36 protein-coding genes and 4 pseudogenes are annotated in these 25,506 nt (G+C 38.1%); 29 read left to right on the forward strand and 11 right to left on the reverse strand.

The genetic code is table 11. The annotated features are described in order from the left end of the window. The first annotated feature begins 31 nt into the window (after nucleotides 1–31). The gene (locus NLX67_RS15995) at nucleotides 32–232 is read left to right on the forward strand and encodes a hypothetical protein (RefSeq protein ID WP_254312522.1); all 201 of its coding nucleotides are present in this window, start codon (nucleotides 32–34) and stop codon (nucleotides 230–232) included. Nucleotides 233–295: 63 nt separating this feature from the next. On the opposite strand, the gene NLX67_RS16000 is transcribed toward NLX67_RS15995, so the two are convergent. Both NLX67_RS16000 and NLX67_RS16005 read right to left on the reverse strand, forming a co-directional pair. Then, nucleotides 296–487: a hypothetical protein gene (locus NLX67_RS16000; protein WP_254312523.1), complete on the reverse strand. Its 192-nt coding sequence runs from the start codon at nucleotides 485–487 to the stop codon at nucleotides 296–298. Between the two features lie 229 nt (nucleotides 488–716). Next, nucleotides 717–887 carry a hypothetical protein gene (locus NLX67_RS16005; protein WP_254312524.1) on the reverse strand — a complete coding sequence of 57 codons (171 nt, stop codon included), beginning with the start codon at nucleotides 885–887 and terminating at the stop codon, nucleotides 717–719. Nucleotides 888–1,010: 123 nt separating this feature from the next. Here NLX67_RS16005 and NLX67_RS16010 point away from each other — a divergent pair, with 123 nt between their 5' ends. Both NLX67_RS16010 and NLX67_RS22855 read left to right on the forward strand, forming a co-directional pair. Then, entirely contained in the window at nucleotides 1,011–1,337 is a 327-nt protein-coding gene (locus NLX67_RS16010) for a hypothetical protein (RefSeq protein WP_254312525.1), read from the forward strand. Further along, the gene (locus tag NLX67_RS22855; protein ID WP_256519928.1) at nucleotides 1,315–1,437 is read left to right on the forward strand and encodes a hypothetical protein; all 123 of its coding nucleotides are present in this window, start codon (nucleotides 1,315–1,317) and stop codon (nucleotides 1,435–1,437) included. The genes NLX67_RS16010 and NLX67_RS22855 overlap by 23 nt, the downstream gene beginning before the upstream one ends. A 59-nt stretch (nucleotides 1,438–1,496) precedes the next feature. Here the strand turns inward: NLX67_RS22855 and NLX67_RS16015 are convergent, their stop codons facing one another. After that, entirely contained in the window at nucleotides 1,497–1,742 is a 246-nt protein-coding gene (locus NLX67_RS16015; RefSeq protein ID WP_254312526.1) for a hypothetical protein, read from the reverse strand. A gap of 128 nt (nucleotides 1,743–1,870) precedes the next feature. On the opposite strand from NLX67_RS16015, the gene NLX67_RS16020 reads away from it, so the two are divergent. The 8 genes from NLX67_RS16020 to NLX67_RS16055 all read left to right on the forward strand — a co-directional run bounded on the left by NLX67_RS16020 (nucleotide 1,871) and on the right by NLX67_RS16055 (nucleotide 6,887). Then, nucleotides 1,871–2,119 carry a hypothetical protein gene (locus tag NLX67_RS16020; protein ID WP_254312527.1) on the forward strand — a complete coding sequence of 83 codons (249 nt, stop codon included), beginning with the start codon at nucleotides 1,871–1,873 and terminating at the stop codon, nucleotides 2,117–2,119. Nucleotides 2,120–2,133: 14 nt separating this feature from the next. Further along, entirely contained in the window at nucleotides 2,134–2,418 is a 285-nt protein-coding gene (locus tag NLX67_RS16025; RefSeq protein ID WP_254312528.1) for a hypothetical protein, read from the forward strand. A gap of 184 nt (nucleotides 2,419–2,602) precedes the next feature. Beyond that, a complete protein-coding gene (locus tag NLX67_RS16030) occupies nucleotides 2,603–2,797 on the forward strand; it encodes an XtrA/YqaO family protein (RefSeq protein WP_254312529.1) in 195 nt (64 codons plus the stop codon). Between the two features lie 103 nt (nucleotides 2,798–2,900). After that, complete coding sequence (locus NLX67_RS16035) at nucleotides 2,901–3,662, forward strand: spr1630 family ClpXP-sensitive toxin (RefSeq protein ID WP_254312530.1); 762 nt, start codon at nucleotides 2,901–2,903, stop codon at nucleotides 3,660–3,662. A 21-nt stretch (nucleotides 3,663–3,683) separates the two neighbouring features. Further along, entirely contained in the window at nucleotides 3,684–4,874 is a 1,191-nt protein-coding gene (locus NLX67_RS16040; RefSeq protein WP_254312531.1) for a spr1629 family repressor/antitoxin, read from the forward strand. Between the two features lie 100 nt (nucleotides 4,875–4,974). Then, on the forward strand, nucleotides 4,975–5,466 hold the full coding sequence (locus tag NLX67_RS16045) for a sigma factor-like helix-turn-helix DNA-binding protein (RefSeq protein WP_254312532.1): 492 nt from the start codon (nucleotides 4,975–4,977) through the stop codon (nucleotides 5,464–5,466). A gap of 421 nt (nucleotides 5,467–5,887) precedes the next feature. Beyond that, a complete protein-coding gene (locus NLX67_RS16050) occupies nucleotides 5,888–6,127 on the forward strand; it encodes a hypothetical protein (RefSeq protein ID WP_254312533.1) in 240 nt (79 codons plus the stop codon). Nucleotides 6,128–6,206: 79 nt separating this feature from the next. Further along, nucleotides 6,207–6,887 carry a BA5345 family protein gene (locus tag NLX67_RS16055; protein WP_254312534.1) on the forward strand — a complete coding sequence of 227 codons (681 nt, stop codon included), beginning with the start codon at nucleotides 6,207–6,209 and terminating at the stop codon, nucleotides 6,885–6,887. A gap of 59 nt (nucleotides 6,888–6,946) precedes the next feature. On the opposite strand, the gene NLX67_RS16060 is transcribed toward NLX67_RS16055, so the two are convergent. Beyond that, nucleotides 6,947–7,108: a DUF8096 family protein gene (locus NLX67_RS16060; RefSeq protein WP_254312535.1), complete on the reverse strand. Its 162-nt coding sequence runs from the start codon at nucleotides 7,106–7,108 to the stop codon at nucleotides 6,947–6,949. Between the two features lie 109 nt (nucleotides 7,109–7,217). Between NLX67_RS16060 and NLX67_RS16065 the strand changes: the two genes are divergently transcribed. The 7 genes and pseudogenes from NLX67_RS16065 (at nucleotide 7,218) to NLX67_RS16095 (ending at nucleotide 11,994) form a co-directional block, all read left to right on the forward strand. Further along, a complete protein-coding gene (locus NLX67_RS16065) occupies nucleotides 7,218–7,445 on the forward strand; it encodes a hypothetical protein (RefSeq protein WP_254312536.1) in 228 nt (75 codons plus the stop codon). 98 nt (nucleotides 7,446–7,543) lie between these two features. Beyond that, nucleotides 7,544–7,759, forward strand: coding sequence for a hypothetical protein (locus tag NLX67_RS16070; protein WP_254312537.1), 216 nt, complete (start codon nucleotides 7,544–7,546; stop codon nucleotides 7,757–7,759). A gap of 83 nt (nucleotides 7,760–7,842) precedes the next feature. Continuing rightward, the gene (locus NLX67_RS23080) at nucleotides 7,843–8,394 is read left to right on the forward strand and encodes a terminase small subunit (RefSeq protein WP_254312538.1); all 552 of its coding nucleotides are present in this window, start codon (nucleotides 7,843–7,845) and stop codon (nucleotides 8,392–8,394) included. Nucleotides 8,395–8,417: 23 nt separating this feature from the next. Continuing rightward, nucleotides 8,418–8,750: a terminase small subunit gene (locus NLX67_RS16080; RefSeq protein ID WP_375143397.1), complete on the forward strand. Its 333-nt coding sequence runs from the start codon at nucleotides 8,418–8,420 to the stop codon at nucleotides 8,748–8,750. 22 nt (nucleotides 8,751–8,772) lie between these two features. After that, a pseudogene (locus NLX67_RS16085) lies at nucleotides 8,773–10,043 on the forward strand (PBSX family phage terminase large subunit). Nucleotides 10,044–10,429: 386 nt separating this feature from the next. Further along, nucleotides 10,430–10,693 (forward strand): DUF1292 domain-containing protein, encoded by a 264-nt coding sequence (locus NLX67_RS16090; protein ID WP_254312540.1) that lies wholly within the window; start codon nucleotides 10,430–10,432, stop codon nucleotides 10,691–10,693. Between the two features lie 110 nt (nucleotides 10,694–10,803). After that, nucleotides 10,804–11,994 (forward strand): M14 family metallopeptidase, encoded by a 1,191-nt coding sequence (locus tag NLX67_RS16095; RefSeq protein WP_254312541.1) that lies wholly within the window; start codon nucleotides 10,804–10,806, stop codon nucleotides 11,992–11,994. An 81-nt stretch (nucleotides 11,995–12,075) separates the two neighbouring features. Here NLX67_RS16095 and NLX67_RS16100 read toward each other — a convergent pair whose 3' ends face one another. Continuing rightward, entirely contained in the window at nucleotides 12,076–12,582 is a 507-nt protein-coding gene (locus NLX67_RS16100; protein ID WP_254312542.1) for an immunoglobulin-like domain-containing protein, read from the reverse strand. Between the two features lie 82 nt (nucleotides 12,583–12,664). Here NLX67_RS16100 and NLX67_RS16105 point away from each other — a divergent pair, with 82 nt between their 5' ends. Continuing rightward, nucleotides 12,665–13,291 (forward strand): LysE family transporter, encoded by a 627-nt coding sequence (locus tag NLX67_RS16105; protein ID WP_254312543.1) that lies wholly within the window; start codon nucleotides 12,665–12,667, stop codon nucleotides 13,289–13,291. 5 nt (nucleotides 13,292–13,296) lie between these two features. Here NLX67_RS16105 and NLX67_RS16110 read toward each other — a convergent pair whose 3' ends face one another. After that, entirely contained in the window at nucleotides 13,297–14,649 is a 1,353-nt protein-coding gene (locus NLX67_RS16110) for an amino acid permease (RefSeq protein ID WP_254312544.1), read from the reverse strand. Between the two features lie 450 nt (nucleotides 14,650–15,099). On the opposite strand from NLX67_RS16110, the gene NLX67_RS23085 reads away from it, so the two are divergent. Beyond that, nucleotides 15,100–16,539 (forward strand): phospholipase D-like domain-containing protein, encoded by a 1,440-nt coding sequence (locus tag NLX67_RS23085; protein ID WP_254312545.1) that lies wholly within the window; start codon nucleotides 15,100–15,102, stop codon nucleotides 16,537–16,539. A gap of 85 nt (nucleotides 16,540–16,624) precedes the next feature. On the opposite strand, the pseudogene NLX67_RS23250 reads toward NLX67_RS23085, so the two are convergent. The 3 genes and pseudogenes from NLX67_RS23250 to NLX67_RS16130 form a co-directional block, all read right to left on the reverse strand. Further along, nucleotides 16,625–16,777: pseudogene (locus tag NLX67_RS23250) on the reverse strand (site-specific integrase); the annotation flags it as partial. A 38-nt stretch (nucleotides 16,778–16,815) separates the two neighbouring features. Then, nucleotides 16,816–16,953, reverse strand: coding sequence for an ImmA/IrrE family metallo-endopeptidase (locus NLX67_RS16125; protein WP_254312597.1), 138 nt, complete (start codon nucleotides 16,951–16,953; stop codon nucleotides 16,816–16,818). A 280-nt stretch (nucleotides 16,954–17,233) separates the two neighbouring features. Further along, complete coding sequence (locus tag NLX67_RS16130) at nucleotides 17,234–17,584, reverse strand: hypothetical protein (RefSeq protein ID WP_254312546.1); 351 nt, start codon at nucleotides 17,582–17,584, stop codon at nucleotides 17,234–17,236. A gap of 18 nt (nucleotides 17,585–17,602) precedes the next feature. On the opposite strand from NLX67_RS16130, the gene NLX67_RS16135 reads away from it, so the two are divergent. From NLX67_RS16135 to NLX67_RS16150, 4 genes and pseudogenes are all read left to right on the forward strand, one after another. After that, the gene (locus NLX67_RS16135; RefSeq protein ID WP_254312547.1) at nucleotides 17,603–18,010 is read left to right on the forward strand and encodes an SRPBCC family protein; all 408 of its coding nucleotides are present in this window, start codon (nucleotides 17,603–17,605) and stop codon (nucleotides 18,008–18,010) included. A gap of 113 nt (nucleotides 18,011–18,123) precedes the next feature. Beyond that, a complete protein-coding gene (locus NLX67_RS16140; RefSeq protein WP_254312548.1) occupies nucleotides 18,124–18,669 on the forward strand; it encodes a hypothetical protein in 546 nt (181 codons plus the stop codon). A gap of 136 nt (nucleotides 18,670–18,805) precedes the next feature. Further along, nucleotides 18,806–18,943: pseudogene (locus NLX67_RS16145) on the forward strand (zinc-binding dehydrogenase); the annotation flags it as partial. A gap of 615 nt (nucleotides 18,944–19,558) precedes the next feature. Continuing rightward, nucleotides 19,559–19,813, forward strand: a complete 255-nt coding sequence (locus NLX67_RS16150) for an HPr family phosphocarrier protein (RefSeq protein ID WP_254312550.1) — start codon at nucleotides 19,559–19,561, stop codon at nucleotides 19,811–19,813. A 133-nt stretch (nucleotides 19,814–19,946) separates the two neighbouring features. Here the strand turns inward: NLX67_RS16150 and NLX67_RS16155 are convergent, their stop codons facing one another. Further along, nucleotides 19,947–20,924, reverse strand: a complete 978-nt coding sequence (locus tag NLX67_RS16155) for a helix-turn-helix domain-containing protein (protein WP_254312551.1) — start codon at nucleotides 20,922–20,924, stop codon at nucleotides 19,947–19,949. Nucleotides 20,925–21,503: 579 nt separating this feature from the next. Here NLX67_RS16155 and NLX67_RS16160 point away from each other — a divergent pair. From NLX67_RS16160 to NLX67_RS16175, 5 genes and pseudogenes are all read left to right on the forward strand, one after another. Continuing rightward, entirely contained in the window at nucleotides 21,504–22,637 is a 1,134-nt protein-coding gene (locus tag NLX67_RS16160; protein ID WP_254312552.1) for a tyrosine-type recombinase/integrase, read from the forward strand. 712 nt (nucleotides 22,638–23,349) lie between these two features. After that, nucleotides 23,350–23,457: pseudogene (rpsN, locus tag NLX67_RS16165) on the forward strand (type Z 30S ribosomal protein S14); the annotation flags it as partial. Nucleotides 23,458–23,834: 377 nt separating this feature from the next. After that, on the forward strand, nucleotides 23,835–23,909 hold the full coding sequence (locus NLX67_RS23255; RefSeq protein WP_375143398.1) for a DUF4025 domain-containing protein: 75 nt from the start codon (nucleotides 23,835–23,837) through the stop codon (nucleotides 23,907–23,909). 2 nt (nucleotides 23,910–23,911) lie between these two features. Then, nucleotides 23,912–24,184 carry a manganese catalase family protein gene (locus NLX67_RS16170; protein WP_375143399.1) on the forward strand — a complete coding sequence of 91 codons (273 nt, stop codon included), beginning with the start codon at nucleotides 23,912–23,914 and terminating at the stop codon, nucleotides 24,182–24,184. 18 nt (nucleotides 24,185–24,202) lie between these two features. Then, on the forward strand, nucleotides 24,203–24,928 hold the full coding sequence (locus NLX67_RS16175; protein ID WP_254312554.1) for a DUF421 domain-containing protein: 726 nt from the start codon (nucleotides 24,203–24,205) through the stop codon (nucleotides 24,926–24,928). Between the two features lie 190 nt (nucleotides 24,929–25,118). On the opposite strand, the gene NLX67_RS16180 is transcribed toward NLX67_RS16175, so the two are convergent. Further along, nucleotides 25,119–25,394 (reverse strand): YqhV family protein, encoded by a 276-nt coding sequence (locus tag NLX67_RS16180; protein WP_254312555.1) that lies wholly within the window; start codon nucleotides 25,392–25,394, stop codon nucleotides 25,119–25,121. Nucleotides 25,395–25,506: the final 112 nt, after the last annotated feature.

Below are 25,506 nucleotides of genomic sequence, written 5' to 3' on the forward strand. Positions count from 1 at the left end.
AATTCGTCCAAAAATGCGAGGAGGAAAGAATTTGCCAATATTAACTTTTCCATGCCCCAAGTGCAAAGAGCGTATGGGATTTGATTATGATTTAAGAGATGCTGTAGATAACAAAAAATCCACTTATTTCTATGAAGAATTGGAATGTGAGAATTGCGGGAAGAAACCTAAAACAGTTCCTTGGATAGTGGCCTTTGATGAAGAAGAGGAAGAGGTCGTTGCATTTGTTTAATTATCAGTACATCCAGAGTTTGTAAAGCATTAAAGCCCCACTAAGAAGTAGGGCTCCAAAACATCATTCTTTGATTCGGTTTCCGCTGACCCACCAATCGATGTGGTCTAAATCAAAAATGAAAATTCCACTAACCGGTTTTTTGTGAGGAAGCTTTTTTTGAGCAATTAGGTCTTGAATTTCCTCATGAGTTAGTAGGAAGTCGATCGAATCAAGGTAAGGAATTAAATTATTTATGCCTTGGATCCTTCTCATTTCATCACCCCCCACCAAAATTTCTCTTTACCATAAAAGGAGTAGAGAAAAATTCGTGTAAAGGATCAAATGATTGAATCTATAAGCATATATACCCCTGTTAAAAGTAGATTACACATGTAAATGATTAACAGTACATTCAATATGCGTCGTAAGGAGGATGTAACATGTTACAAGGAGGTTGGACGCAGAAACGATGAAAGCAAAATAAAAAAGCGCTAGAAGCGCTTTAATAAAATTGTTTACCTTTTTGTTCGCGATTTTGATTATTATTTTGTGGTGAATCGTATTCCGATTTCGAAAACAATCTGGGTTCTCTTGATATGAAAATTAATGAAGCAATAAAGCTAACCATCAAAAGCAGTGATAACATCCATCCGAAAAGTTCAATTGGTGACATATTGAGAAAACCTCCTTATTATTGAAATCTTTGAATGGATAGTATACCCGATGTGAAGAAAATTAAATGTTACTTTGTTAATTTATGTAACACAAAAAAAGTGTAATTAAAGGGGTGGCAGCCTTGTTGAGAATTGGAGAGTGGAAGAAAGTTAAAATCGGCGGATGCCTCGAGGCAATTGGATATGTGAGCAATATTATGCAGCACGGTTTTCACGGGCAACAAGTCGAGTTAACGAAAGTGGTTTATCTGATTGGTGGAGATCCTCAGATGAAGAAACCAACACCAGGTATTTATTCTCCCCTAGAATTGCAACCAGCTGATCATTTGATTAAACAGTGGCAAGATCGATCATCGCTCATTGATTTAGCGCTGCTGACGGGGGATCGTGAATGGTTTGAAGAATTAATGCAGGCAGGTGACCGGTATGCAGCAGCTAACGATTTTTGAAGTGGAGCCTATTAATAAGGATGGACAACCATTTGATGTTAAGAAAGCGCACGTTATCGAAAAGCAATGGATGGGGAACGACCGGGAGCGCTTCTGTTAAGTTTTGGCACTATAAAATAAAAAAACCGTCTATTGACAGTTTTTTTATTGGGGTATCTATTATTTAGATAATAATCCTTTTCGGTTGCTGCTTGGCAGTGTATGTAATTCCTCTTTCATGGTGTGGCATAAAGGTGTTTCTTCGAAAGAAATTATTCCTGCATCGTTTCCTTTCTCATCAGTAAGAAAATGTCCGTATAGTTTGTCAATCTCTCTATACATACCTTTAAGGTTTCTGGCAATGATCGCAATTTGCGTTATTTCACCGTTCCGCTCGAGTTTGACTATATATCTGTTTCTAGGCATCTTTCACAGCTCCTCTGGACTGTTTTTAGTTTAGATACCCCTGTGTCTGTAATTGAAACCTGTTGCGAGAGATATCTGTTCTTTATGTATTGGCACTTATTCCCGGTCATATACGAAGCCCGCTTGAAATGTGGGAGTCAGGAAATCGGAAAAAGATAGAAGAAACGGAGCAGATCACCGAACAGTGGGGCGAATACGTTTTTGCCATCTGGCATTATCAGCGATATGCATTAAAGAAAAGTTCTAGTGAATGTGACTGGGAAAAAGCCACTCAGATGCTGACGGAAGCCAGGGAAAATGGTGAACCGATCAAAATGCGAGTTAGCTTGGACGGTATTTTCCGCTTTTTACCTGAGCTGGTCGTTGAATATTTATGAGGAGGAAAAATGATATGGCATACAGAGGCGCAGTAATTGAACAGCAGTGGACCAAAGAAGAAATGACCGAGTATTGCAAGAAGTTTGATGCCAAGAGGCCGGCGTATTTGAAGAAAGCACAGCAGGTCGCGGAGCCTTACCGGTTAAAGCGCACGGTTAATTCAAACGGCAGCCTTAGCAAAGCGCAGTACAAGCGGTTCGTGGACAAAGGTGTGTCAGATGAACACATTTTAACGAAGTATCAGGATTTAACGCCGGAACGTCTGGAAATGGCGAAGAAACGGTGGGGGTTAGCATAAAAAAACAGCCAGGCAAGTACCTGACTGCAGAAATGGTTTTGGGTTGTACAAGTTGGGTTTTGCAAATGTCAGTACCAGTATGCACCGATCGATGAAAATTTATACAAAAAAGCCGAGAAAAAGTCCCCGGCTCTTTAAAATATTATCGACAATCTTATTTTAACAGACTGGGGGCTTCTCTACTATGAAAGATATCACAATTGATCCTTCCACAATGAAGCTGGAATTAGATATAATGGATATACCGAATGTATGTGTGGTTGTAATTTGTGAAGGGAAGGTCAAAATTAGAGAACTGCCTTCACATGGTGAATATAAAATTATCACACATCAAGGAAAAATTAAGAGGTTGAGACGAGAAGAAGGAGAGGAATTTTAATTAATTTGAAATAACTTTAAGAAATCCATATACAAATCATATTTTCTTTAATAAAATTAAATGATTAAATCTTATTTTAGAAAATATAGGGGGTATGTGGAAAATGACGAATTATAAATTAGCAGAAGATTTAAATCAAAAAATTGTGGATGGAATTTTTGAGGGATATCGTGAATATCTAGATGTTCGTCGAGAAAAAGCAAGAACTCTAAAAGTAAGCGGTGCTTATGCTTGGGTTAAAGGAAATCACATTGATCATCAGGTCGCAGTTTCATGCGAGAAGTATGGTGTTGAATGTAAATTAGCTAAAGCTGGTTTAACCTGGCAGTACTTGGAATTTAATCACGATGATGAAGATACTTTATTTATTGTGAGAAACGCCAGGTATTTCAATGAGGAACAAGTCGACCGTGGAAGAGATGCTAAGGGACAAACACGCAATAGGAAAATTTCCTATATGGAGAACTTGATGAAGATCAACTCAAATGTTGATTTTAAACATGTCCCAACTGAACCAGCTGAGTTTTTAGGCCAGCTTGAGTTGGAATTAATAGAAGATACTCGTTTAAGCGAGCATGACAATCAAGAAATTGCTGAAGTTCAGTCTACCTATAAACGGTTTTATATCGTCACATATCTAATCGATGAAGGTCAACAAATTGAACAAATTAGACTATGGATGCCTAATCCTGCTAATAATAAAGCATACTTAATCGATGACTTGACTAAATACATTAGTGGAGCACCTGTGATCGACATTGATGATGAGTTAAAAGATGTCTTAACTAATAGCGGTGATGCAGGAGATGCCGTAGATGCTCATGTATTTGGCATAGCATTAGATGCAGAAGAGAAGAAGAAATAGGGTTTTAAGGAGGTACAGCCTGTGTTCATTGGTAAAAGTTTGACCAACATACGGATTCTAAATGATTTAAGTAGAAGTCAGTTGGCAGAAAAAGTCGGTGTAACCGAGCAGGCTATTTGGCAATATGAAAATGGGTATATGTCTCCCAAATTAGAAGTGGTAAACATCTTAAAAACAATTTTCAATGTGAAATCTTCATATTTCTACAGTAATGACTTGTTATCTGATGTTGATATGAATAATATACAAGTCCAAAATATTGCATATCGTTCTGAGACAATCAATTCGCTAAATAAGTCTCAAAGTGAATTAATGCACGTTAGGTTTATTGACGTTTTCTTGAAGAAAATTGAATCAAAAATTAATTATCCAAAGAACTCACTCTTAGAATTAAGGAAAGACACTATCTCATTTTTAAAGAAAAACTCAGAAATGAGTAGAGAAGAACAAATTAGACATATTGCTGAATTAGCCAGGGGAAGAATTGGTTTAGAGGAAAATTCAAACAAAAACTTGCTCTTTCTACTTGAAAGAGCAGGTGCGTTTGTTTTTGAGAAAGAAATTGGAGAGACAATTGATGCTTATAGTTTGTGGACTGAAGAGGATAGACCATATATAATTTTAGGTTCTATTAAAAAGTCAGCTGCACGGAGGAATTTTGATTTAGCACATGAACTAGGTCACTTACTTCTGCATTATAAAGTAGAATTTACAATGCAGGATAAGAAATCGTACAGACAACTTGAAGATGAAGCTCATGCTTTCGCTTCAGAATTTTTGTTGCCAGAAAAACAGTTTAAATTAGACTGCAGTAGGATAATTAAGGTATCAAATCCCGATGCTTATATAGATCTAAAACAAAAGTGGAAGGTTTCCTTACAGGCAATAGGGATGAGGGCATATAAGTTAGGTTTTATTAATTATCAGCAACAGCGCTACTTTTTTATGTCTATTAACAAGAAGGGCTATAAGCAAATTGAACCTTTGGACAATGAAATTTCGGTAGAAAAACCAATGAAAATAAAGAGTATATTACAGTTGCTTTTTGAAAAGGGTATTTACTCTGTTTCAGATCTAATGGATGATTTAAAAATAGATCAAAGTTTTCTTACTGTTTTAACAGGAATTGATGAAAAGTTTTTCCAAAAACATCGAGAGCAAGAAGAACAAAAATTTACCGTAAGCGAATTAGGAATAAAAGCAGCTAAATAAGTTCTCTCAGCCATCTGAAGGACACTGAACAGACACGAAAATTCGTGCGCTGTTTGGTGTCCTTTTTTATTTGCCTAATAAAAAGAAATGGGGAATAAACATGCGGACACTCATTTACGAATACAAACAATCATTACGAGCGCTGAAGGAAATGAAGGCAGCCATCGAAGCCAAACCCGAATTGTTGGAGCAGGACCTCCAGGATAAAACGCTCATCAACAGCATGATCAGCGAAGTAGAGTTTGCGATTCAATGGATGGTGTCCGGCCGGAATCCTGATGCAAGACGCGGGGCAGATCGGACAGGTGCTTATACATTAGATCCGAAACTGATTGAGGCGGTTGTGCCGAATAAAGTGATTGAAGAAGAGAGAAAAATTACGGCTGATGAGCAATGGTTGCTGGATGATGTATTGGCAGATTTAACGAAGCGGGAAAGGGATATTTTTACGTTGGTTAAAGCGGAAGGAATCACATTCGAGTATACGGCGGAATTGCTCGGGATTACGAAATCGTCTGTTCAGACATACCTTGAACGTGCTGAAAAGAAAATTGAAGATAGAAAAAACGGCAGCCTTTTTCTTGTTTCTTAATTTTTCTTATATTTATTGTAGTATGTTTAAATATGTCTTCATACAATAAAGTAAACAAAAAATTAAAAAAAGGAGGCCCCCAGCCTCCTTCGGAACATTTATTGCTTTTTCTTGGAGATAACCTAATCAGGCGGCTTAGAGAAATAAAATTATTATGACCAATAATAATAGTCCTTTGTTCGAAATGCTAATGCTCATAGAGCTCCTCCTTTCTAGGTCTTAGTCGATTATATGCAAAGACTTTAGAGTTCAGAAGGCTTTTTTTGAGCTTGAATAATTTGCGTGTCCTTTAAAAGGATGCGTTTTTTGTCGTACAAATGGCGTAATAATGAGAAGGCAATTTGCACTGCCGCTTTGGTAACGTTTTTTATAGGAAAAAACCATCATTGCCGATATAATAATTGGTAAGGAGGTGGTATTTATGGAACAAGTAAACTTAGCCATTACGAATACTATAGAAAGCATTAAAGATGCTGGAGTAAGCACATTATTGCACTTTGCGCCTATTGCAATAATAACGCTGATTATTTATATCGTAATGTGTAAATTTGTTGGGAAACTTGCAACAAACGCACTGCTTGTTGTTTCTTTAATAGTGTTTAACGAAGAATTTGGTGTAATGATGCAGTCGGTTGTCGTTTATTTTAGTAACCAATTTTGAGAAGCGCCTTATTAGGCGTTTTTATTTTGCAGGAAATTATCTCCTTTTGTCGAAATATCGATTATGGGGGGTAATGCGAATGAATTTCGAGACAAAGTATTTAATTAGATGGGGTATTCCTGGGTGGGTTTTTATTTTGTTTAGTTATGTTACCTATATTTCGTATGAAAACACTACATTTCTCGGAACTGAATTTACTGTACCGCAATTGTTGGGGATCCTTATTTCTCTGGGTTTTGTTGGTATAGTATTAGGATATTTAATGCACCAAATATACTTTTCATTGAATTGGATATTTTCTAAGCAATCATCCAAAATTATGAGCAAGATAATAGCTTTAATAGACGACGAAGACGACTTAGGAATAAGAAAACATGAATTCGATCACCATAGAGCATATTTTACATTCGAGTTTTATTGGCAAAAACAATTACTTTTAATACCGGAAGACAAACGAAATTATATCGCAGAGAGACACAGATACCTATTGACTACAATTCACGGTCTGGGAGCATTAGTAGTATCACTCGGTTTGTCGCTAATATCTGTGGGAGTGATAATATTCCGCCATGAACTTAATTGGTTTACCTTTGCTATTATATTTATATTAGGTTACTTATTCTTTTCCGTATTCCAAGGATTCCGTTATTATTCAGATAATCTGATTCATTTTCAAGCTAACTTTATTAATTCTTTTGTTAAAAAAGAATTAAAAGAAGAGAAGTTAAGAGAAAGAATTGAAATTAAAGAACAAAAATAAAGCATCTTTCGGGGTGCTTTTTTCTTTTATCAAAATAAAAACCCCATCAAATGACAGGGTTAAACAATCTTTTTCATGCCGCAATTCCGGCACTCACGAAGAAAGATTCTATCTTTAATGGAACTTTTGAATTTAGCCGTATCGCAGTTATCACAGCGGCCACTTTTAATGTCTGGATATTCTAAAATATTATAGACGACGCTTAAATCAATTTTCTCCATATTGTACACTCCTTTGAAGTCACTTGAACATGATAACAGATTTTGAGGCGAGTAAGTGGGAGGGAAATAAATCCTTTTGTCGAAGTGCAAGGTAAAGGGGGAGTGCGCAATGGATAAAATCGTCTATAAAGTCAAACTTCAATTCGATAAAGACAATAGTGAGATCATCGAAGTTAAAGGTCCACCTGGTCAGGAAGAAGTGGTCTTGAGGATGTTTACCGATCATGAAGACAAATGGCTTATTGACGAGAACAACGATGCGATTAACTTGGATTTAGTTACGAAGATCTCATTAGTAAGACCGGTCAGTATTAAAGATGAACCGGCAGACATGTAATACAAGCAAAGACAACAAGCATCCTACGGGGTGCTATTTTTCATGTCCAAATACACAAAGCGATTAGCGTAAGGAATGAGGCAGGAAATTATCTTACTTTGTCTAAATATAAAGGAAAAGGAGGTGTTCTTATAAAAATTAAAGTGAGTTATTACCTTTTGGACTCTAATGGGATGCCAGAAGGCCGTCAGAAATATGAACAGGTGGAAATAAATCCAGATGTAGATGATGGTGTAGGAACCCTAGTTAAAGAAGCGTTAAGCAAGCAATTGAATGTACGTAAAGACAAATTAGAAGTTATAAGTATGACATGAATTTAATTTCGTTCTCTATAAGCACCCACAGCGGTGCTTTTTTCTTTGCTCAAAAACAATCCTGGAGGTGGTGGTGATGTGACGTGGCCAGACGGAGAGACCCGAAAAGGGATGAAGCTTTTAGGATATGGAAGCAGCATAAGGGTGAAATAACAAATCGAGCGATTGCAGATCAATTAGGCATAGATGAAAAGAAGATCGCTGTCTGGAAACAGCGTGATAAATGGAATGTTGTACAACAAACGAAAAAGAATGTTGTACAACAAAAGAAGACGCCAACGAAAAAGGCTCGTTCTCCTAGCAAAAAGAAAGTTATGGAAGAACCGGAAACGGCTGAAATCAGTGAACAGCAAAGGGATTTTTGCATGCACTATGTAAAAAGCTACAATGCGACAATGGCTGCAATCAAGGCTGGTTATTCGAAAGATACGGCTCATGTTCAAGGGAGCCGCCTGTTAAGAAATGTTAAGGTTGCGGCGTATATCCGCGAGCTGAAAGCGGACCTGCAAGAAGACCTGTTTATCAGCGCAAAAGACGTGATAGATTATTACGTTAAGATCGCGTTTGCGGACATTACCGACTATGTGACGTTTCATCGAAAAGACTTCACACTGGAAGATATGATGTCGTCTTAAAAGAAGATGGAAAAGTGGAAGAAATGGTACCGCGCGTTGAATCCTACAATGAAATGTTCTTCAAAAACAGCGATGAAATTGACGGAACAATTGTCAGTGAAGTAAGACAAGGAAGAGATGGCGTAAGTGTGAAGCTTATTGATAAGAAGTTTGCACTGGATAAGCTGGACCGCTATTTCGATTTGTTCCCTGACGAATTCAAACGTCGTATTGAAGAAGAAAAACTGAAACTTGCGCAGCGTGCCGCTCAGGATGATAACGAGGACGAATTTGAAGATGATGGCTTCTTAGACGCAATCGAAGGCAAGACGAAAGAGGGGTGGGGCGATGAAGGCAGCGGAACCGAAAGTGATTAAGAATGTATCGGTTTTAGATAAAATGTCGAGGAAGAAAAAGCCCGCTCCGTTTACGTTTAAGCCGTTTTCAAATAAGCAGCTGCAAGTATTGACCTGGTGGCGGAAAGATTCTCCTGTTAAAGATCAGGATGGCATTGTTTGCGACGGATCTGTTCGTGCTGGCAAAACAGTTGTGATGTCACTTTCCTATATTATGTGGGCAATGGAAACATTTAATGAAGAAAGCCTTGGGATGGCCGGTAAAACAATCGGCGCAGTCATCACGCCGCTCAAACGGATGCTTAAAACGCGTGGATATAAGGTAAAGGAACACCGCGCTGATAACTATTTAACGATCCGCTTCAAAGGTGTAACAAATTATTTTTACGTTTTCGGCGGAAAAGATGAAGGTTCCCAGGATCTTATCCAAGGGATCACGCTGGCAGGCATGTTTTTCGATGAAGTGGCTCTGATGCCGCAATCATTCGTCAATCAGGCAACCGCTTGTTGTTCTGTTGAGGGATCGAAAACATGGTTTAACTGCAATCCGGCCGGACCATATCACTGGTTCAAGGTCGAATACCTGGATAAAGTGAAGGATAAGCGGATGCTGCACCTTCACTTTACGATGGATGACAATTTATCGCTATCTGAGAAAGTGAAAGAGCGGTACCGACGCTCATACAGCGGAGTTTTCTTCAAGCGCTATATTCTTGGCTTGTGGGTGCTTGCTGAAGGCGTTATTTATGACATGTTTGATAAAGATGAGCATGTTGTTAATACGGTGGACAGGCTACACAATATTACGTAGCGTGCGATTACGGCACCAAAAACCCGACAACCTTTGGATTGTGGGGTTTTTATGATGGAACCTGGTACAAAGCAAAGGAATATCATTACGATGGCCGGGCTCGGAATCGTCAAAAGACCGATCCGGAATATCTGGAAGACTTAAAAGCCTTTACAGCAGACATAAAGCATCTGTTAAAAGGAATTATTGTCGATCCCTCTGCCGCGTCCTTCATTACTTTGCTGAAGCAGGAGCAAATGAAAGTGGTCAGTGCGATAAATGAAGTTGTGGACCGCATCCGAAATGTCGAATCCGCGTTGAAGAAGATGATGATTCTGTACAACGACTGCTGCAAAGAAACGTTTCGTGAATATGCGTCTTACATTTGGAACGAGAAAGCAGCAGATCGCGGCGTAGACGAACCAGTTAAACAAAATGACCACCAACTCGACGCAGACCGTTATTTTATAAATACCATTTTATTCAATAAGAGAGAAGTGCGGGCGGTTCCGTCTTTGTACTAAGCGAGGTGAAAATATGCGAAGGTCTACTATGCGTATGGCGCTTAGAGATGAGCGGCCAACAAGCAATACGATAAAATCAATCATCGAGAAACATAAAACTTCCCATAAGGCGACGCTGGGCTTGTACAGCCGTTGTGTGCAGGACGTCACACATGGCTGATAACGAGTATCTGTCTTGGTTTCGCTTGATGATATTTACTTTCGTCCCAGGATCAGCGCGGCAAGACTAACCTGTCGTTCCCCATGCGCAATTAAAGATCTAGACGTCAGTACATACTGAATCTGATAATTTTTGTGATAAAAATTTGTCTTTCTTTTAAAAGATAAGTGAGTGGGTATAATATTTTGACGCAATTATTTTAGAAGAACATGGGAGGAAAGGTAATATGGAAAAAATTGTAGCTGGTGACATTCTAACGTTGATGGATGAGAACGATCAGGAGAAAGAATTTGAAGTGCTGGGCACGTTAAATCTCGATGGAACAGAATACGCTGCTGTCGGGTCTGTAGAAGAAACTCAAGAAGAGCCGGAAAAAGAGATCGATGTCTTCTTTTTTAGAATTGAAGGTGACGAGCAATTATCCATTATCGAAAGCGGCGAGGAATTTGACAAGGTATTTGCTGCGTTTGATGAATCCATGGAAGGGTAAATAGACGATTGGAAAAGAGAGGGGGAGAAGTTATTCCCTCTCTTTTTTTATATATAATAGCCGGAAAATTCACATACACTTTAGGAAGAAGAACGATGAGGGGGAGCCATATGGATATTTTTGTAAGGCCGGGTGATTCATTATGGTACTACAGCCAATTGTTTACCATTCATCTTCAGCTTATTAGAGATTCCAACCGGGAACTTCAATCGGATCGACTGACAGTTGGACAAAGAGTGCGAATTCCAGGTTTTGTTACCCGAAATTATCGAATAAAGGGTGGCGACTCGTTATGGAGTCTTTCTCAAAACTACATGATCCCAATTGATACAATCGTCCTGGCAAACCCTGGATTGGTCCCTGATCAATTGCAGGTCGGGCAAACGATTAGTGTACCGTCACGGGTTACCTGGCGAATTGTCCAGGGCAAGCGGCCGTACGATTATGGCCAAATGATGACGGATATTAGGCAATTACGAACCGTATATCCATTTTTACGTGTGCCTTCGATCGGCCGTTCTGTGCTTGATAAGGAAATACCTGAAGTCACGATTGGAAATGGGATGAAACGAGTTCATTCTAATGGTTCATTTCATGCCAATGAATGGATAACGACACCAGTGATCATGACGTTTTTAAATGACTATGTCTTATCATTGACCAACCAAAATCCGATCCGGGGCCTTTCAACCTACCGTTTGTATCAAGAAAGTTTTTTATCCATTGTGCCGATGGTGAATCCGGATGGTGTAAATCTTGTAGTGAACGGCCCACCTGCCAGTGAACCGTGGAGAAGCAGAGTGGTGGAGTTAAATAATGGAAATGAGGACTTTTCTGGATGGAAAGCCAATATTCAAGGCGTCGATCTGAATGATCAGTTTCCAGCGAAATGGGAAGAAGAGAGAGAGAACAATCCGAAAGAGCCGGGTCCGCGGGATTATGGAGGGGAACGGCCATTAACCGAGCCGGAAGCGATTGCTATGGCAGAGCTGACAAGAAGGCGGGACTTTTCAAGAGTGCTCGCTTTTCATACACAGGGAAAAGAGATTTACTGGGGATTTGCAAACTCGGAGCCTCTAGAATCCGAAACCCTCGTCAGAGAATTCGGCCGGGTCAGCGGCTATGAGCCTGTCCATACAATAGAAAGCTATGCCGGATACAAAGACTGGTTTATCCAGGAGTGGCGGCGTCCTGGCTTTACCATTGAGCTTGGCCAGGGTACAAATCCGCTTCCAATCACACAATTTGATGAAATCTATCAAGAAGCGCTCAGTATTTTTTTGGCAGGGTTGTATATGTAACGTGTGCACTAGAACTATTTTTATAAAATGAATGCGATTCTTCCATAAGAAGATCGCTTTTTTTATAGAGTGAACATGATGTCATTTCTTTACTTTAAAAGGAACAGAGAGTATGAGTTTTTTTTCAGCGGTTGGTTCAGAATCAAGGAGTTCGCCAAAAAATTTTACGAGCCGATATTTGCCCGGTGGGAGGTCACTTTCTAAATAAGGATCGAGTGTAACGGTCTGTGCAGATGATTCATGAGGGCGGAGTAAATAGCTTTTGGATTCAAACGTATTTATTTGAAAGGGAACAGAATACCAAGTGCCATTGATATTTTTTTCAATGGCAAAAGGTTCGGCATATGTAAGTTCAAAATCGCTTTCATTTATGATCATAAACGTGATCTCAGTCTCTGATGTGCTGTACAGTTCCTTTTCCACAGTTAACATAACGCCCTTTTTTGAATTTGTAAGATTTTGGATCGGTGCTTTTTCAGTCCGTTTTTCATTTGCTTCTACAGCTATTTTCCCCTCGTATAACTGACATGCTGCTATTAAAAGAACACTTGTCAGTAAAAAAAGGGGAAGTATGATTTGTTTATTCATTAGAATTTCTCCTTTAAATAATCGTACAAGCCGCATCTTTTGAATATGATGCAAAAACATCGTTTGTACGGAGGGATATTTCATGAATTCAATCTTTACCTATGTATTTTTAGGCGTATCTTTAGCTGCGCCAATAGGCCCTGTTAATGCTGCACAATTAGATACGGGAATTAAAAACGGGTTTTTTCATGCCTGGATTTTTGGTCTTGGTGCTTTAGCAGCCGACGTTCTGTATATGATCATGGTTTATTTCGGGGTTGGGCAATTTATTGATTCGCCTTTTATGAAAACGCTCCTCTGGTCGTTTGGATGTTTTGTTCTTACGTATACAGGTGTAGAAAATTTGCTTACACTCCATAAAATTGAAATGGATTTGAGGTTCGGTAAAAATATCCGTCTTAAACGATCATTATTATCTGGTTTCTTCATGTCACTATTGAACCCGCTAACGATTCTTTTCTGGCTAGGAATATATGGTTCCGTCCTTGTGGAAACATCCGAAACCTTTGCAGGAAGTCAAATCATTATTCACAGTATGGCCATTGTGTCGGGCATTCTTTTATGGGATTTAACAATGGCCTTTATATCCAGTGGAGCCCGCAGATTTTTATCCATCACGTTTTTGAGAATCATTTCCATTCTTTCTTCCTTATCTATGATTGGATTCGGGATATATTTTGGCATTCAAGCTTATCAGGCGCTATTTTAAATTGCTTAAGCAGTGCTTTCGGTGCCCCCTTCTTCTTTCCATCTTTTACGCAATAATACGACAATGGAGCCGATGACTGTGACGAATCCTAAACTGATAAAAAATCCAGGCCGGCTTGTTTCGTGAAAGAGTGTGCCACTGACAGCCGAGAAGACAAGAATCATTCCGATCACCCTTTTTATTTTGTCCCCGGCAGAGGGTTCGATTAATCTGTGATACATCGTTAAAATAAAAAACCAATTATACAGCAGCATTAAACCAGCAGCCGTTGTTATATATTCGTACACTTTATTAGGCAGTAACAAGGATGTAACGATAGAAAGTATAAGCCCAACGGAGGTTAAAGCTACAGCAGGCAAAGGTACTTTTAACTTCTTTTTTGTTTGCTTGCTGAATATGGCAGGCGCATCCCCTTCTTCGGACAGCGTCAGGAGTATCGTGGTAACTGAAAAAAGGGAAGCAGACATCGTTGAGAAACCGGCAATAATAATCGCCGCGTTAAACACATGCGGGAAAAAGTCGAGATTATAGCTTGTTAATGCCACAACGAATGGGCTTTTGTCCTGCTGGAATGAAGTCCATGGAACGAGTAACAATGCCAAGGAAAGAGCGGTAAAATAAATAAGTGCCAGCAAACTAAGCATCACTTTTCCTGCTTTTGGCGCATCCTCTTTATTGCGAAGGTTGATGGCCATGACGCCCATTACTTCAATTCCTCCATGAGCGTAAAAAGCAAACAAAAGAGCACTCCAAAACCCAAACCCTCCATTCGGGAAAAATTCATGAACAGATTGAGGAAGCCCCTCTTTTGCATCGCCATCAATAACCCCTGTCAGCGCTAAAATGGCAATGACAATAAACATAAAGATGGCGGCTATTTTTGTCACAGCAAATATACTTTCTAATTTTCCAAACGCTTTTGTTCCAATAAAGAGAACAAGGAGACCACAAACAGCAAAACCCGATGCAAACACCCATAAAGGAATATGCGGAAACCAAAATTTAGACAAAAGGGAAATAGCCGTAAGCTGGCTGCCCATAATTAACATTTCCGAACACCAGTAAACCCAGCCGCTGCTAAACCCAGCCCAGCGTCCATATGCTTTTTTTGCATAGGAGCGAAAGGACCCTTTTTGCGGATCTTTTGCGGACATTTTTGCGAGCGCTTCAAGTACAATATACGTTCCACATGCAGCCATCAAAAAAGCCAGGATGACTGAAGGACCTGTCATTTTAATTGCGATGCTTGACCCTAGGAAAAACCCTGTGCCAATAATGCAGCCTACCCCAATAAGAGACAGCTGCCACCAGGCAAGTTTCCCTTCATCTGTACTGCCGCCACACGTTCTTTTCTCCATTTTTATACACCTCCACGTTAAAATAGGCTCTCACAAGGAAATGGATTTATGTACATGAAGTGATGGCAAAATATAAGGTTTGTACCTTAATCAAAAAAGGTTACAACATGTACACCTTGTGGCATAAAAAGAATACGCAAGGAGACCATACGCTTAGTTATCAAAAAGATAGCAATTATTAGCCGAGGTGTACGTACGGACAAAAGTACAGACAAAGTAAGCATGTGGTGTATTGTCAGTATGGCCTCCCTTCCTCTCGTCATGACACTCGCTTGCAAAAAGGAATATTTATTTTAACGCGGCCAGAGCTGTTGTCATTGATACCATCCCAATCGGACATATGTAATTACTACTCCATTTGGTGAAATCGATCTTGCCCTGGTTATAACGAATGTATTTGATTCAGGAAGGGGAGGATAAAAAGAAATTGAATGGGAAAGAGTGAGGACCGTGAAAGAAAAACTCGATAAATGGGAAAAGTGGCAGTTGTTGGCCATTCTTTTTTTAACTATTTACGTCTTGGTCATGCTTTATAATGTGTATAAAAAGCCGCCTCAGCATATTTCATATGAAAGTGAAGAGTACCGTGTGCTAGATGAAGATGTCCAGTTTTACTATAATATTTCCGGTGAAAAAAACGGTGAAAAGTTCTTTAAAGAAGAAATTTTTGCCCGCACCCTGGATATCATTGACGAAGCAGAGCAGTTTATTGTCATGGATTATTTTTTATTTAACTCCTACCATGAAAAAGAGAAGAAATACCCTGAGATAACCAAAATAATCGCAGGGAAGCTGTTAGAAAAAAAAGCGGCAAATCCAGATATGCCGATTATTTTTATTTCAGATGAGGTAAATACATCCTATAACTCACATGATGTACCGGAGTTTGAGGAAATGAAAAAAGCCGGTATTGAGATTATTCTCACAAATATGGATCCTCTCCGTGATTCAACACCTATTTACAGCGGTATTTATCGAATGTTATTTGCCTGGTTTGGGCAAGGACAAAACGGCTGGCTTCCAAATGCCATTTCCTCTACGGCTCCCGATATGACCGTTCGTTCCTATTTAAAATTATTTAATGTAAAAGCAAACCATCGTAAAACCATTACAACAGAACAAACCACATTAATCAGCTCTGCTAATCCACAAGATGCAAGCGCCAGGTTCGCAAATGTCGCTTTTGAAGTGAAAGGCGCCCTTACAAACGATATGTTAAAAAGTGAAAAGGCGGCTGCCGATACGCGGCGTAAAGTAATTTTCCCAGAGCTTGTCACACCCTATAAAAATAAAGGAGACCTTCATGTTCGTCTTCTGACAGAGGGGAAGATAGGGGATCAACTGCATAATGAACTTGCCAAAACAAAAAAAGGAGACGAAATCTGGATGGCCATGTTTTACCTGGCAGACCGGACCACCGTAAAAGGCTTGACAGAAGCGGCCAAACGGGGAGTGGAGGTTAAGCTCGTTCTTGATACAAACAAAATATTGTTCGGGAAAAAGGCATTAGGACTTCCTAATATGCCAGTGACAGATAAATTACTAGAAGATTCAGACGGTAAAATTGACGTTCGCTGGTTTGCACAGAAGCCGGAACAGTTTCATCCTAAAATGATATTTATTAAGCGTAAAGAGGAATCTGTCATTCTTAGCGGATCGGCCAATCATACATCACGAAATTTAAATGATTTTAATCTCGAAACAGATGTATGGATTCAGGGTTCAAACGAAAGCAATCTAATCAACGAGGTAGAGAACTACTTTCACACGATTTGGAAAAATGAGGATGCCGTTTATACGGTCGATTATAAAGAACATTATCAAAAGACCACCCCATTGAAACGTTTGGTTTATTCGCTTCAGGAGATATTTCATTTTACTACTTACTAGTGAATGTTCGCTTCTCTAATATCAATATCTTTTAAAACACCGCTGTATAAAGGGTTTGGGTCTCTTTTTGAAAAAGCTCCCCCATTTACATGTTCATCAGGCTTCCAAATGACTGCACTGATTCTTCTTCTAACTCTTTAAATGAGTGGCTATAAACAGCCAAAATCATTTTGGGTGTATTGCCCAAACGATTTGCAATAACCTTGACGGGAATTCGCTGGCTGATTAAAATGGTCGCGTCTACCGTGTCGTGTAATTTTTAAAACCTTTTTCTTGCTACTCTTCAAAAGAGAATGGGAGTGCTTTGTGATTACCAGCATGACGAAGGAAATGGCATAGTTCATGTGCAAAATCCTGCCATTTTTGCTGTTCGGTTAATTGATTATTAAGGAGGATGTAGGAGACTGCTCCCATCCTAAGGCATGTACTGCTGTCTGGATGATCTTTCACTTTAATATTTAACCGCTTTCCGATCTTCACTTATGGGAATGCACGTTCTTTTAAGTGTATAGCAAAACCTCTCAAAATAAAAGGGATAAAAGTAAATAAATTGTATAAAAGTAAAAAAACTGTATTAAAAAGACAAGTTTTTTACTTAATATTTATTTAGGCATAGATAATTCTACTTCAAAGCCTGGCTTGTTTTTAGCATGGTTCTGATCTGTGAAAACTGAACGATCGTTTTTCAAAACAATCACTTTAAAGAAGGGAGGAAGCGTTCCTCTGAAATACCGAAAGCAGACAAGAACTTACCGAACATCTCTTGTTCTTCAATTTCAGCTTCTCCATCAGCAAGAGATGAGTCAATGATATTTACTAGAATGCACATTTTTTGAGCATCTGTTAAAACTGGTGCAGCTTCTTTCAAGAATTGATCAATAGAGTTGCATTTTACATATTTAATGGCTTTGTCCATTAAATCGCCGTTGTTTCCTCCAACAATTACTTTTCCGCCTTGCTTTTTACCGCCCAGCACAGCAAGAAGCTGTCCGATTTCTTTCAATTTTGGGTCATTGTGCCGCTCCGCCAGCCAGTCCATAAGCATGACAGTGGAAAGCATGAGATGATGAGAAAATGGTTCTTTACATTGGAAGGGACAAATAAGCTCATACGAAATAATCCTCAAATAGGAGGTGATTGGGAAATCATTGGCCATCGAGATGGAAAAGATTATCGAGCGATTGGGGAGTACCTGGAAATTGATCCTCCCAAAAAATTAGTGTTTACTTTTAAAATGCCGCCGTTTAGTGAATCACAAGATACGATTACAGTTGAGCTAAAAGAACTTCACCAAGGCTGTGAAATGACATTTACACAAAATATCATCGTTCCTCATGAAGAAAATTGGATAAAAGCTGCTATTGAAAAAGCTCTTGGAGAGTATCACGATGGATCTGAACACGGCTGGAATTTAATGTTTATGGGGCTTAAGGGATTAGTTGAGACAGGGAAAATTAGCTATAAAGGATAATTTTTCGTATGGTCAATCAAAAATTGTTTCAGCATCGAATATGGACAACAGGCGCAATTCATAAAAGTAGTAGGTTATGATCGTTATTCAAGTAATTTAAGGTGGTAGAGAGAATGGATAGTCAAATGAAAAAAGAATTCGAAAAATCAAAATCAAAGAATAAAGAGGAACGCTATGAAGCATATCTTAATATTTTAGAAGCAACAGAACAAAAAGTGGATTGGGCTTACGAAGTTTGGGATCAACTGCTAGAGGATTTAACTCATAAGGATAACCATCAACGCTCTCGAGCTGCACAATATTTGGCTAATTTAGCTATAAGTGATCCAGAAAAGAGAATGATGAAAGATTTTCCTAGGCTGTGGGAAGTAACAAAAGATGAAAAGTTTGTTACAGCCAGGCATAGCCTACAGTCTATATGGAAAGTAGGGCTTGCTGGTACAGAACAAAAAGAGCTGGTTATGGAATACATGGTTGATCGTTTTAAAGATGGTACAGATGAAAAAAATTATACTTTAATTCGTTGTGATATCATTCAAAACATGAGAAATTTATACGATCATTTAGATGATGAGAAAATCAAACAAACGGCTATAGAGTTAATTGAAACTGTCGACGAAAAAAAGTACAAGAAAAAGTATATGGATATATGGAAATAGCGGCTTTATTCAGTCCAAAGATCTTCATGCAAGCTGCAGAGCCGTATTGGGTTTTGCTTTGGAACGATGAGAAAGCATCAACCAGAAAAAGTACGCCCTGTTGCAGAAAAATAAATAGCTATTTAGAAGAGCAGCATTAAAAATGATGATTGGCCATACTTATAAGCTGGCTGATGCAGCCGAAGCCCATGCTCTAATGGAGGCAAGAAAAAGCAAAGGAAAGATCTTATTGATTCCTCCTCATTCTGAGTTGACTAACCGTCTAAAAATATAATGTTCATAAGCATGTATGGATCTTTAGAAGAACCTTCTTCATGGATAAAGATTTAAAAGCAAAAAATACAGTAAAGATAAGAAAAGCTGAAAGTGGATAGAGCAGCTTTGGAAAGTCCGATTATTTACTTATGTTCCCCTAATAAGAATCAAAGATAGGAGAGATATAAAAGGTCAAGTGTTAAAAAAAGTCATAGGAATACTGGATTGGAGAAATGCAGTGTAGACAGAAAAACGGTTACAAGAAAGCCACTGGTCACTTTTGGGACTGTAGAGTACAGAGGATATGGTTGATTGAGTATTCAAGCAGACGAGTTAAAGAATACAAGTGCAAACCAGCATAAATGACATTGGCTTGCTTTATGATTGCGAAGATACAAGTAGATGTGTATATTTATATACATATCTATTTGTATACATAAATTTATTTTAAAATATTGATTTTTTATGAATATTTCGAAATGATAAGAGGTGCACAAATATAAAACGAAATGTTTGGGCACTTTTACTATTATAAAAAATATAAAGGTTGGGTACAATGAAATTAAGTAAGCGATTACATTAAGGCGATATGAATGGATGAATTAATAAAAACGGAAAAGAGGGTAAGCTGACTATGAGAGAAAGAAAAGTTAAAATTTCTTTAAAAGACGGGCTTAAATCCAAGCCCGCCGCGCAGTTTGTTGAAAAAGCCAATACATTTAGCAGCCACATTACATTGATCAGAAATGAAAGAGTCATCGCGGCAAAAAGCATTATGGGTGTCATGGCTGCAGCACTGGGGCCGGGTACTGAAGTCATTCTTATGGCAGAAGGGACTGACGAGATAAAAGCATTGGATTCACTGGAAGAATTTCTTTCTACACCTTGAAACTACTTTTTTGATTAAGGACCAATAAAATGATTAACTTTCATATTAATAACAGTACGAATATTAATGGGTAACACCTCAACATGTCGCAGCATATGAAGAGGTGTTATCACCATAAAAAGTGGGGACGGACTTATTTAAAATAATCCACAATGATTTTTTTTGATATTTCCTGCATCGTAGTTCCTCGCTCATTCGCTAACTGCTTAATTTTCTTTTTGATATTAGCCGGCAGATGAATTGATAAACTTTTCTCTGCAGACTCGATGCGTATTTGTTTCGAGTTGGCCGCAATGTGACCTTCTTCTACTTTACTCTCCAAAAAATGGGCAATTGTTTCGGCATTTTCTACCGAGTTAAATAACGCATCTTTGATATATAGAATAATACTGTTTTCTTCTAGCTTGAACTCCATATATACATTTGAAAGATCATATTGCTGATACAGGAGATCCAGAAACTGTCTAGTAAGAGATAGTTTTAAAGGAAGTGTTAGTTTTGCATATCCTGGCGTCCCCGTCCGCTTTCCAAAAGATAGAGCATAATCTGGTTTCAACTCATGCTTGTAAATGCCTTCTTCATACGAAATTTCAAAACCTGTATCGATCACTAAAAATAGCCATGTTCCTTCACTATTTCGGATTAAACGTGCTTCTTGAATAGTATTTGACGAAAATCGCTGATAAAAAGCCTGCCGCCTTTTACGATCGTAAAAAATCCGCTGTTTTAAGCGATCTTCTAAAACTCGTTCCTGATACTGTTCCTGAAACAGATCCAGATCAACTTTTTTCATCATGACGACTTCCCGATTACGCCACATCTTTTTTTCATAAGGAATTAAATTTTCATTAAGATAAGATTGCAATACAGCTCTTGTGACTTTTAAATAAGCAGCTGCTTCACCCGTCATCATTCCATCTGGCTCTTCATTAGCTAATTCTGCCTTTAATTTTTCTACCGCACTTTTTTCAAATAAGTTCCCCCGGTGGCCGCCCCATACATCTTCTACAGGCGTCAGTTTTCCAGTCCGTATATAATGACCAATTGTAACTGCTGACTTTCCAAGCAAATCAGCCGCTTCTTTTGTTGTATAGCAATTCAAAATATCCATGTTCACGTATCCTTTCATCAGCCGCTTTTGCGTATAAAAATCCAAGTTTCTTCTATTATATAAGTACTTTAATTAAACCTGCTTCTTCAAACAAAATAAAAAGGCGTTTAAATACGATTACACAAATAGATAAGTAAACAAGTAGACAGAAAAAATTAGTTAATCGCACAAGGGATTTTCTTCCTAATGCAAGTAGGGATTTCTACTAGTGTTAGGAAGAAGTGCTTTAAAGATGAATTTTCTATATACTTTCTTTAAAATAGTTTATTTTGTAGAAGTGAGATAATAATTTATTTTTTATTAAAATAAATTCACTATCCTTAATATAGTATTTTACAGTGATAAAAACAAAAATTATATATATAATTTATAATAACAAATTTAAAAAATTTTTAAAAATACATTATTATTCTTATTTCAACAAATACAGCATTTTTTGATGTTAAGATAAAAAGCTACTTTTTTATTTATTTTAAAAATAATCTTTATGTTTTAATAAGTATAATTTTATATTTTTATTCTTTATAATAAGAGTGTAGATTTTAATCTAAATAAATACAAAGGTAAAGGAAGTTAAAGATGAGCGACTTAATCAAGTATGAAGAATGGGGATCGCTTTTTCCGAAAAATCCAGACGAAACGATTACAGATTTGTCCGAACGAAAAGACCAGGCGGAAAAAGAGGGGAAGCCGGACTTTTATTATTTTGATGACCGCGATATGCTTCATTATTATTTGTACCGTGAAACGAATATCAATAAAAAAGCAAACCGCTCGGAACGAACCATTCGTGAATATGAAAAAGAACTGCTAATGATGATCAAACAGATGCTTGAGAATGGACCTGTGATGCATTTAGATTTGGATACGGTGGATGGCTCACTGTTTAAGAGCTTAGGGAAGCGCCATTTGAGACGGTATCAGAAGTGGGTAGCAGAAGAAAGTCCGCATGTCAAAAGAAGGGGAAGCTATTCACCAGCTACATTAGAGCGAAAAACGGTCATTTGGAAAAGTTTCTTTTCCTTCCTTTATAAAAGCGGCTATATTCAGAAGCCAATCCATGAGGGGCTTTTGAACGCATCCGTCCGGTCAGAGGATCGTCCGAACCGCGATCTGGGACCGGCCGAGGTCATTCAACTGCTGGACTATTTTCATGAGCGGCAGCAGCACATCACTTTTTCTATAATTCATGTGTTAGTGAGCACTGGAATGCGAAATGAAGAACTATGCCGTCTAAAAATATCCGATGTCCGGTATGACAGCATTTCAGGCCAATATTATTTATCAGTTCTTGGAAAAGGAAGCAAACGCCGGGAAATTCCGCTGAAATCAAAAGTGCTGGATAGCATCATTCAATACAGAAAAGCCCGATTTCGCTCCGTTCATTTTCCGAACGGCAGTGACGAACCGCTTTTTATAACGAGTACCGGCCGGGCATTTACGCCGGATGGGCTGGCGCATTATCTGCAAAGAATATTGAAGGGCGTTGATTTGCCGTTTGTCCGCTCTGGCCATATTAAAATTACAGCTCATGTATTCAGGCACAGTTTTGCGATTATTTCACATCTAAACAAAGCCGATGTATTTTCAATTATGAAGGCACTGGATCATGAAGACATTCATACGACGATGATTTATTTGCAGAAAGTGCTAAACCGGGAGCAGCATGTGGTGCATCAGTGGAATGATAAAACACTCGGAAGATTCATTTGAAAAATTTAACCATTTGAAAAACAATATGGAAAGAAGGCTAAACCTATAGAATGTTGGATGAATACATCCAGCTTCTGCTATTCTAAAGTATACTGAAGAAAATATTACGGACGATATTTAGTTTAAAGAAATAGCAAGGCTAGCTTTTTGGTTAGAATCCTGTTTTAAAAGTTAAAGAAAAAGGCCCTATTTAAGGTCCTTGTAGGTAAAGCATTCATTGAATAAAGCTAGAATATGTCGTAATTTGACGACCAAATAATGTTGATTATGTAAACATTTTCTAATAGAATGAAGATGGGTTGGATGGCACGTGTGGCTGTCACAGTATTTGGCGTAGGTGGGGCCGATACTAAGAAAATTAGAATAAGATAACGTAACAGAAAAATGATTATGTGTATAATTAATACTTCTACGGCGAAAGAAGAGCTTTGCTCTGCGTGGACTTTCCTGTTCGGGAAATCTTTATTAGGTTCTTTTTAAACTAATGTGACAGTATAGTTTAAAAAAATATTTTCAAGAAAAAATCAAAAATTCATAGAAAGGTTAATTACTTATAAAGTTTTCACAGGAAGAAAATCTTTTAAAGAATTGTATAACAAAATAGTAGGGGCTTAAAAAAACAAAAGGGACGATGACACTTACGCGGCGTGCTTCACTGAAGACGTAGTTATGTCACTTTTTTCGGGTAACATCTCAAAAGCCGTTAATCTGTTGCGGCCGTCCTCACCCTGTATTACATAAATTTAAGCTTTGTCTTATTTGTTTTAGAGAACTTGCGTATAAAGGACAGGTACCTGAAGTGAAGAAGGCAAGCTGGTAAATACTATTTTAAAGGCCGAGAGAAATCTCGGTTTTTTTGTATAATTTTTTTGGGAACAGGAATACTGTTTTTTGAAGGCACTCGAACAGAAAAACGAAAAGATTCTTGTCTTTCTGGAGCAGGTAAACGTCACACATCTGGTTATTGGACAGGTAAAGAGCCACCATGCAAATTTCTCATTCTTCGTAATGCCGCCTCATGTTTTTTGCTCCATTTGCCTATACCACTCCATAAAGATAGTATTTCCTTAAAAATGGATTTATGTAACTGAAATGGCGAAAAAATATGATATTTGCTTCTTAATAAAACATTTATGCAGCATCTTCTTATATACTTTCTTGGAATGTCAAAACTGAAGATTATCACAAGAATGATGAATGTCCAAAGGTCTCGCTGCTACCCATGAGCAAGTTACTGATTCCTATATGTCAGGAGAAATTGTACCAATTTAAAGATAGAATCACAAAGTCGTTGGCGGGTTTGCCAGCTATATAACATGACGACTGACCGTTGTGTACGTGACATGCTTTTCTGGTTGATTACTCGCGATACGATGTACCAACACCAATGGATCGATGCTGTAAAAGAGTTAAAAGAAGAAAAGAATATTGTCGTTCCAAGCACTTTTCCTCGTCAACTTGAGAAACGGGAAGTATTCCATACGTTTTTAATCTTTCAATGGAAAACTAAGGTGCCGCTAGCAGATAGGTACATGGACCAAGCATGAATGGGAAGGGGTGATTAAGTGGAAATTATTGAATATATATGGACACCTTTATACGTAGTAGCCTTAGGTTATGCATTAACAAGGTTGTCCGGAAAAAAATCAGTAGCACAAATGCATAGCTATGACCTCATCTTCGTAATCACTCTCGGAACGGCTATATCGGAGCCGATTGCCTCAAAAAACAATTGGCTAGCGGGTGGATATTCACTTGCAATCGTGATTATCTACCTTTTATTATCAAAACTTGTATTAATTAATTTTTTTAAAAATACTTTAACTTCAACCCCTACTGTGTTAATACGCAACGGAGATATTGATGAGCAAGGGCTAAAGCAGATAAAGATGACAGTTGAAGAATTACTTGGAGAACTTAGGATTAAGGGTTTTAGCAATCCCTCAGACATAGCAATTGCTTTAATGGAGGAAACCGGGAAAGTGAGCGTCATTCCTAAATCTAGCATCCGGTCTCTTCAACCAATTGATCTGCAACTATCACCTAAACCTGCTTTTGTATCGATTCCAATAATCATTGATGGAGAAGTGATCATACACAATTTAAATTTTATTGAAAAAGATGAAAAATGGCTTTATAAACAACTTCAAGCTTATAATATCAGCGAAGGTAACATTCATACTGTTACGCTAGCTACTTTTAACCAGGAAGGGGCTTTAGAAATTGATAATGATCATACACATGATTACGGAAAAGGAATTTATAACTACAAACCTGGAGATGAAAATTAATCCAAAGCAGGTCATTATAATACCCCATATAAACAAATTCTTCATTAAGGCAATGTGTCTGCAGCGTCTTTTATAGCAACATTAAGCGCTTTTGTTATGCTGATTTTATTTGGTGTTTTATTTTTAAATTAAAAACTAAAAAACGTCAAAAAGGACCGAATCATTTATTTCACTGAATCGGTCCACTTTCTCATTTAGAACGCAAACTGTAAAGAATAAGTAAAATTCCACATACAAGACCAATGCTTTTTGTTAAAGGCATTTTTCCCGCCAGCCCGTAAAGGCCAATTCCCGTTGTCATAATTAAAATCACGGGACCTACTAGTGCAAGCAGGCTATTAATATAAAAGGCTTTTTCTAAATCATTAAATTTGAACATTAACAGCGCAGCTGTGATCTCGATGCTTCCTGAAATAAGCCGCAATGTAATCATGAAAAGTAGTGCCTTTTCAATGAAAATGACCATATTATCACCTATCACCCTCTGTTTGCTATCCATTACCACACATTAACGGGCAGATCTTTCCCTTAAAGGAGGCTGTGCTTAAGATCAACTGCCTGGAAAAGCTCTGTTGATC

It is taken from the genome of Domibacillus sp. A3M-37, from assembly GCF_024213455.1.
Taxonomy (GTDB): Bacteria; Bacillota; Bacilli; order Bacillales; family Domibacillaceae; genus Domibacillus; species Domibacillus tundrae.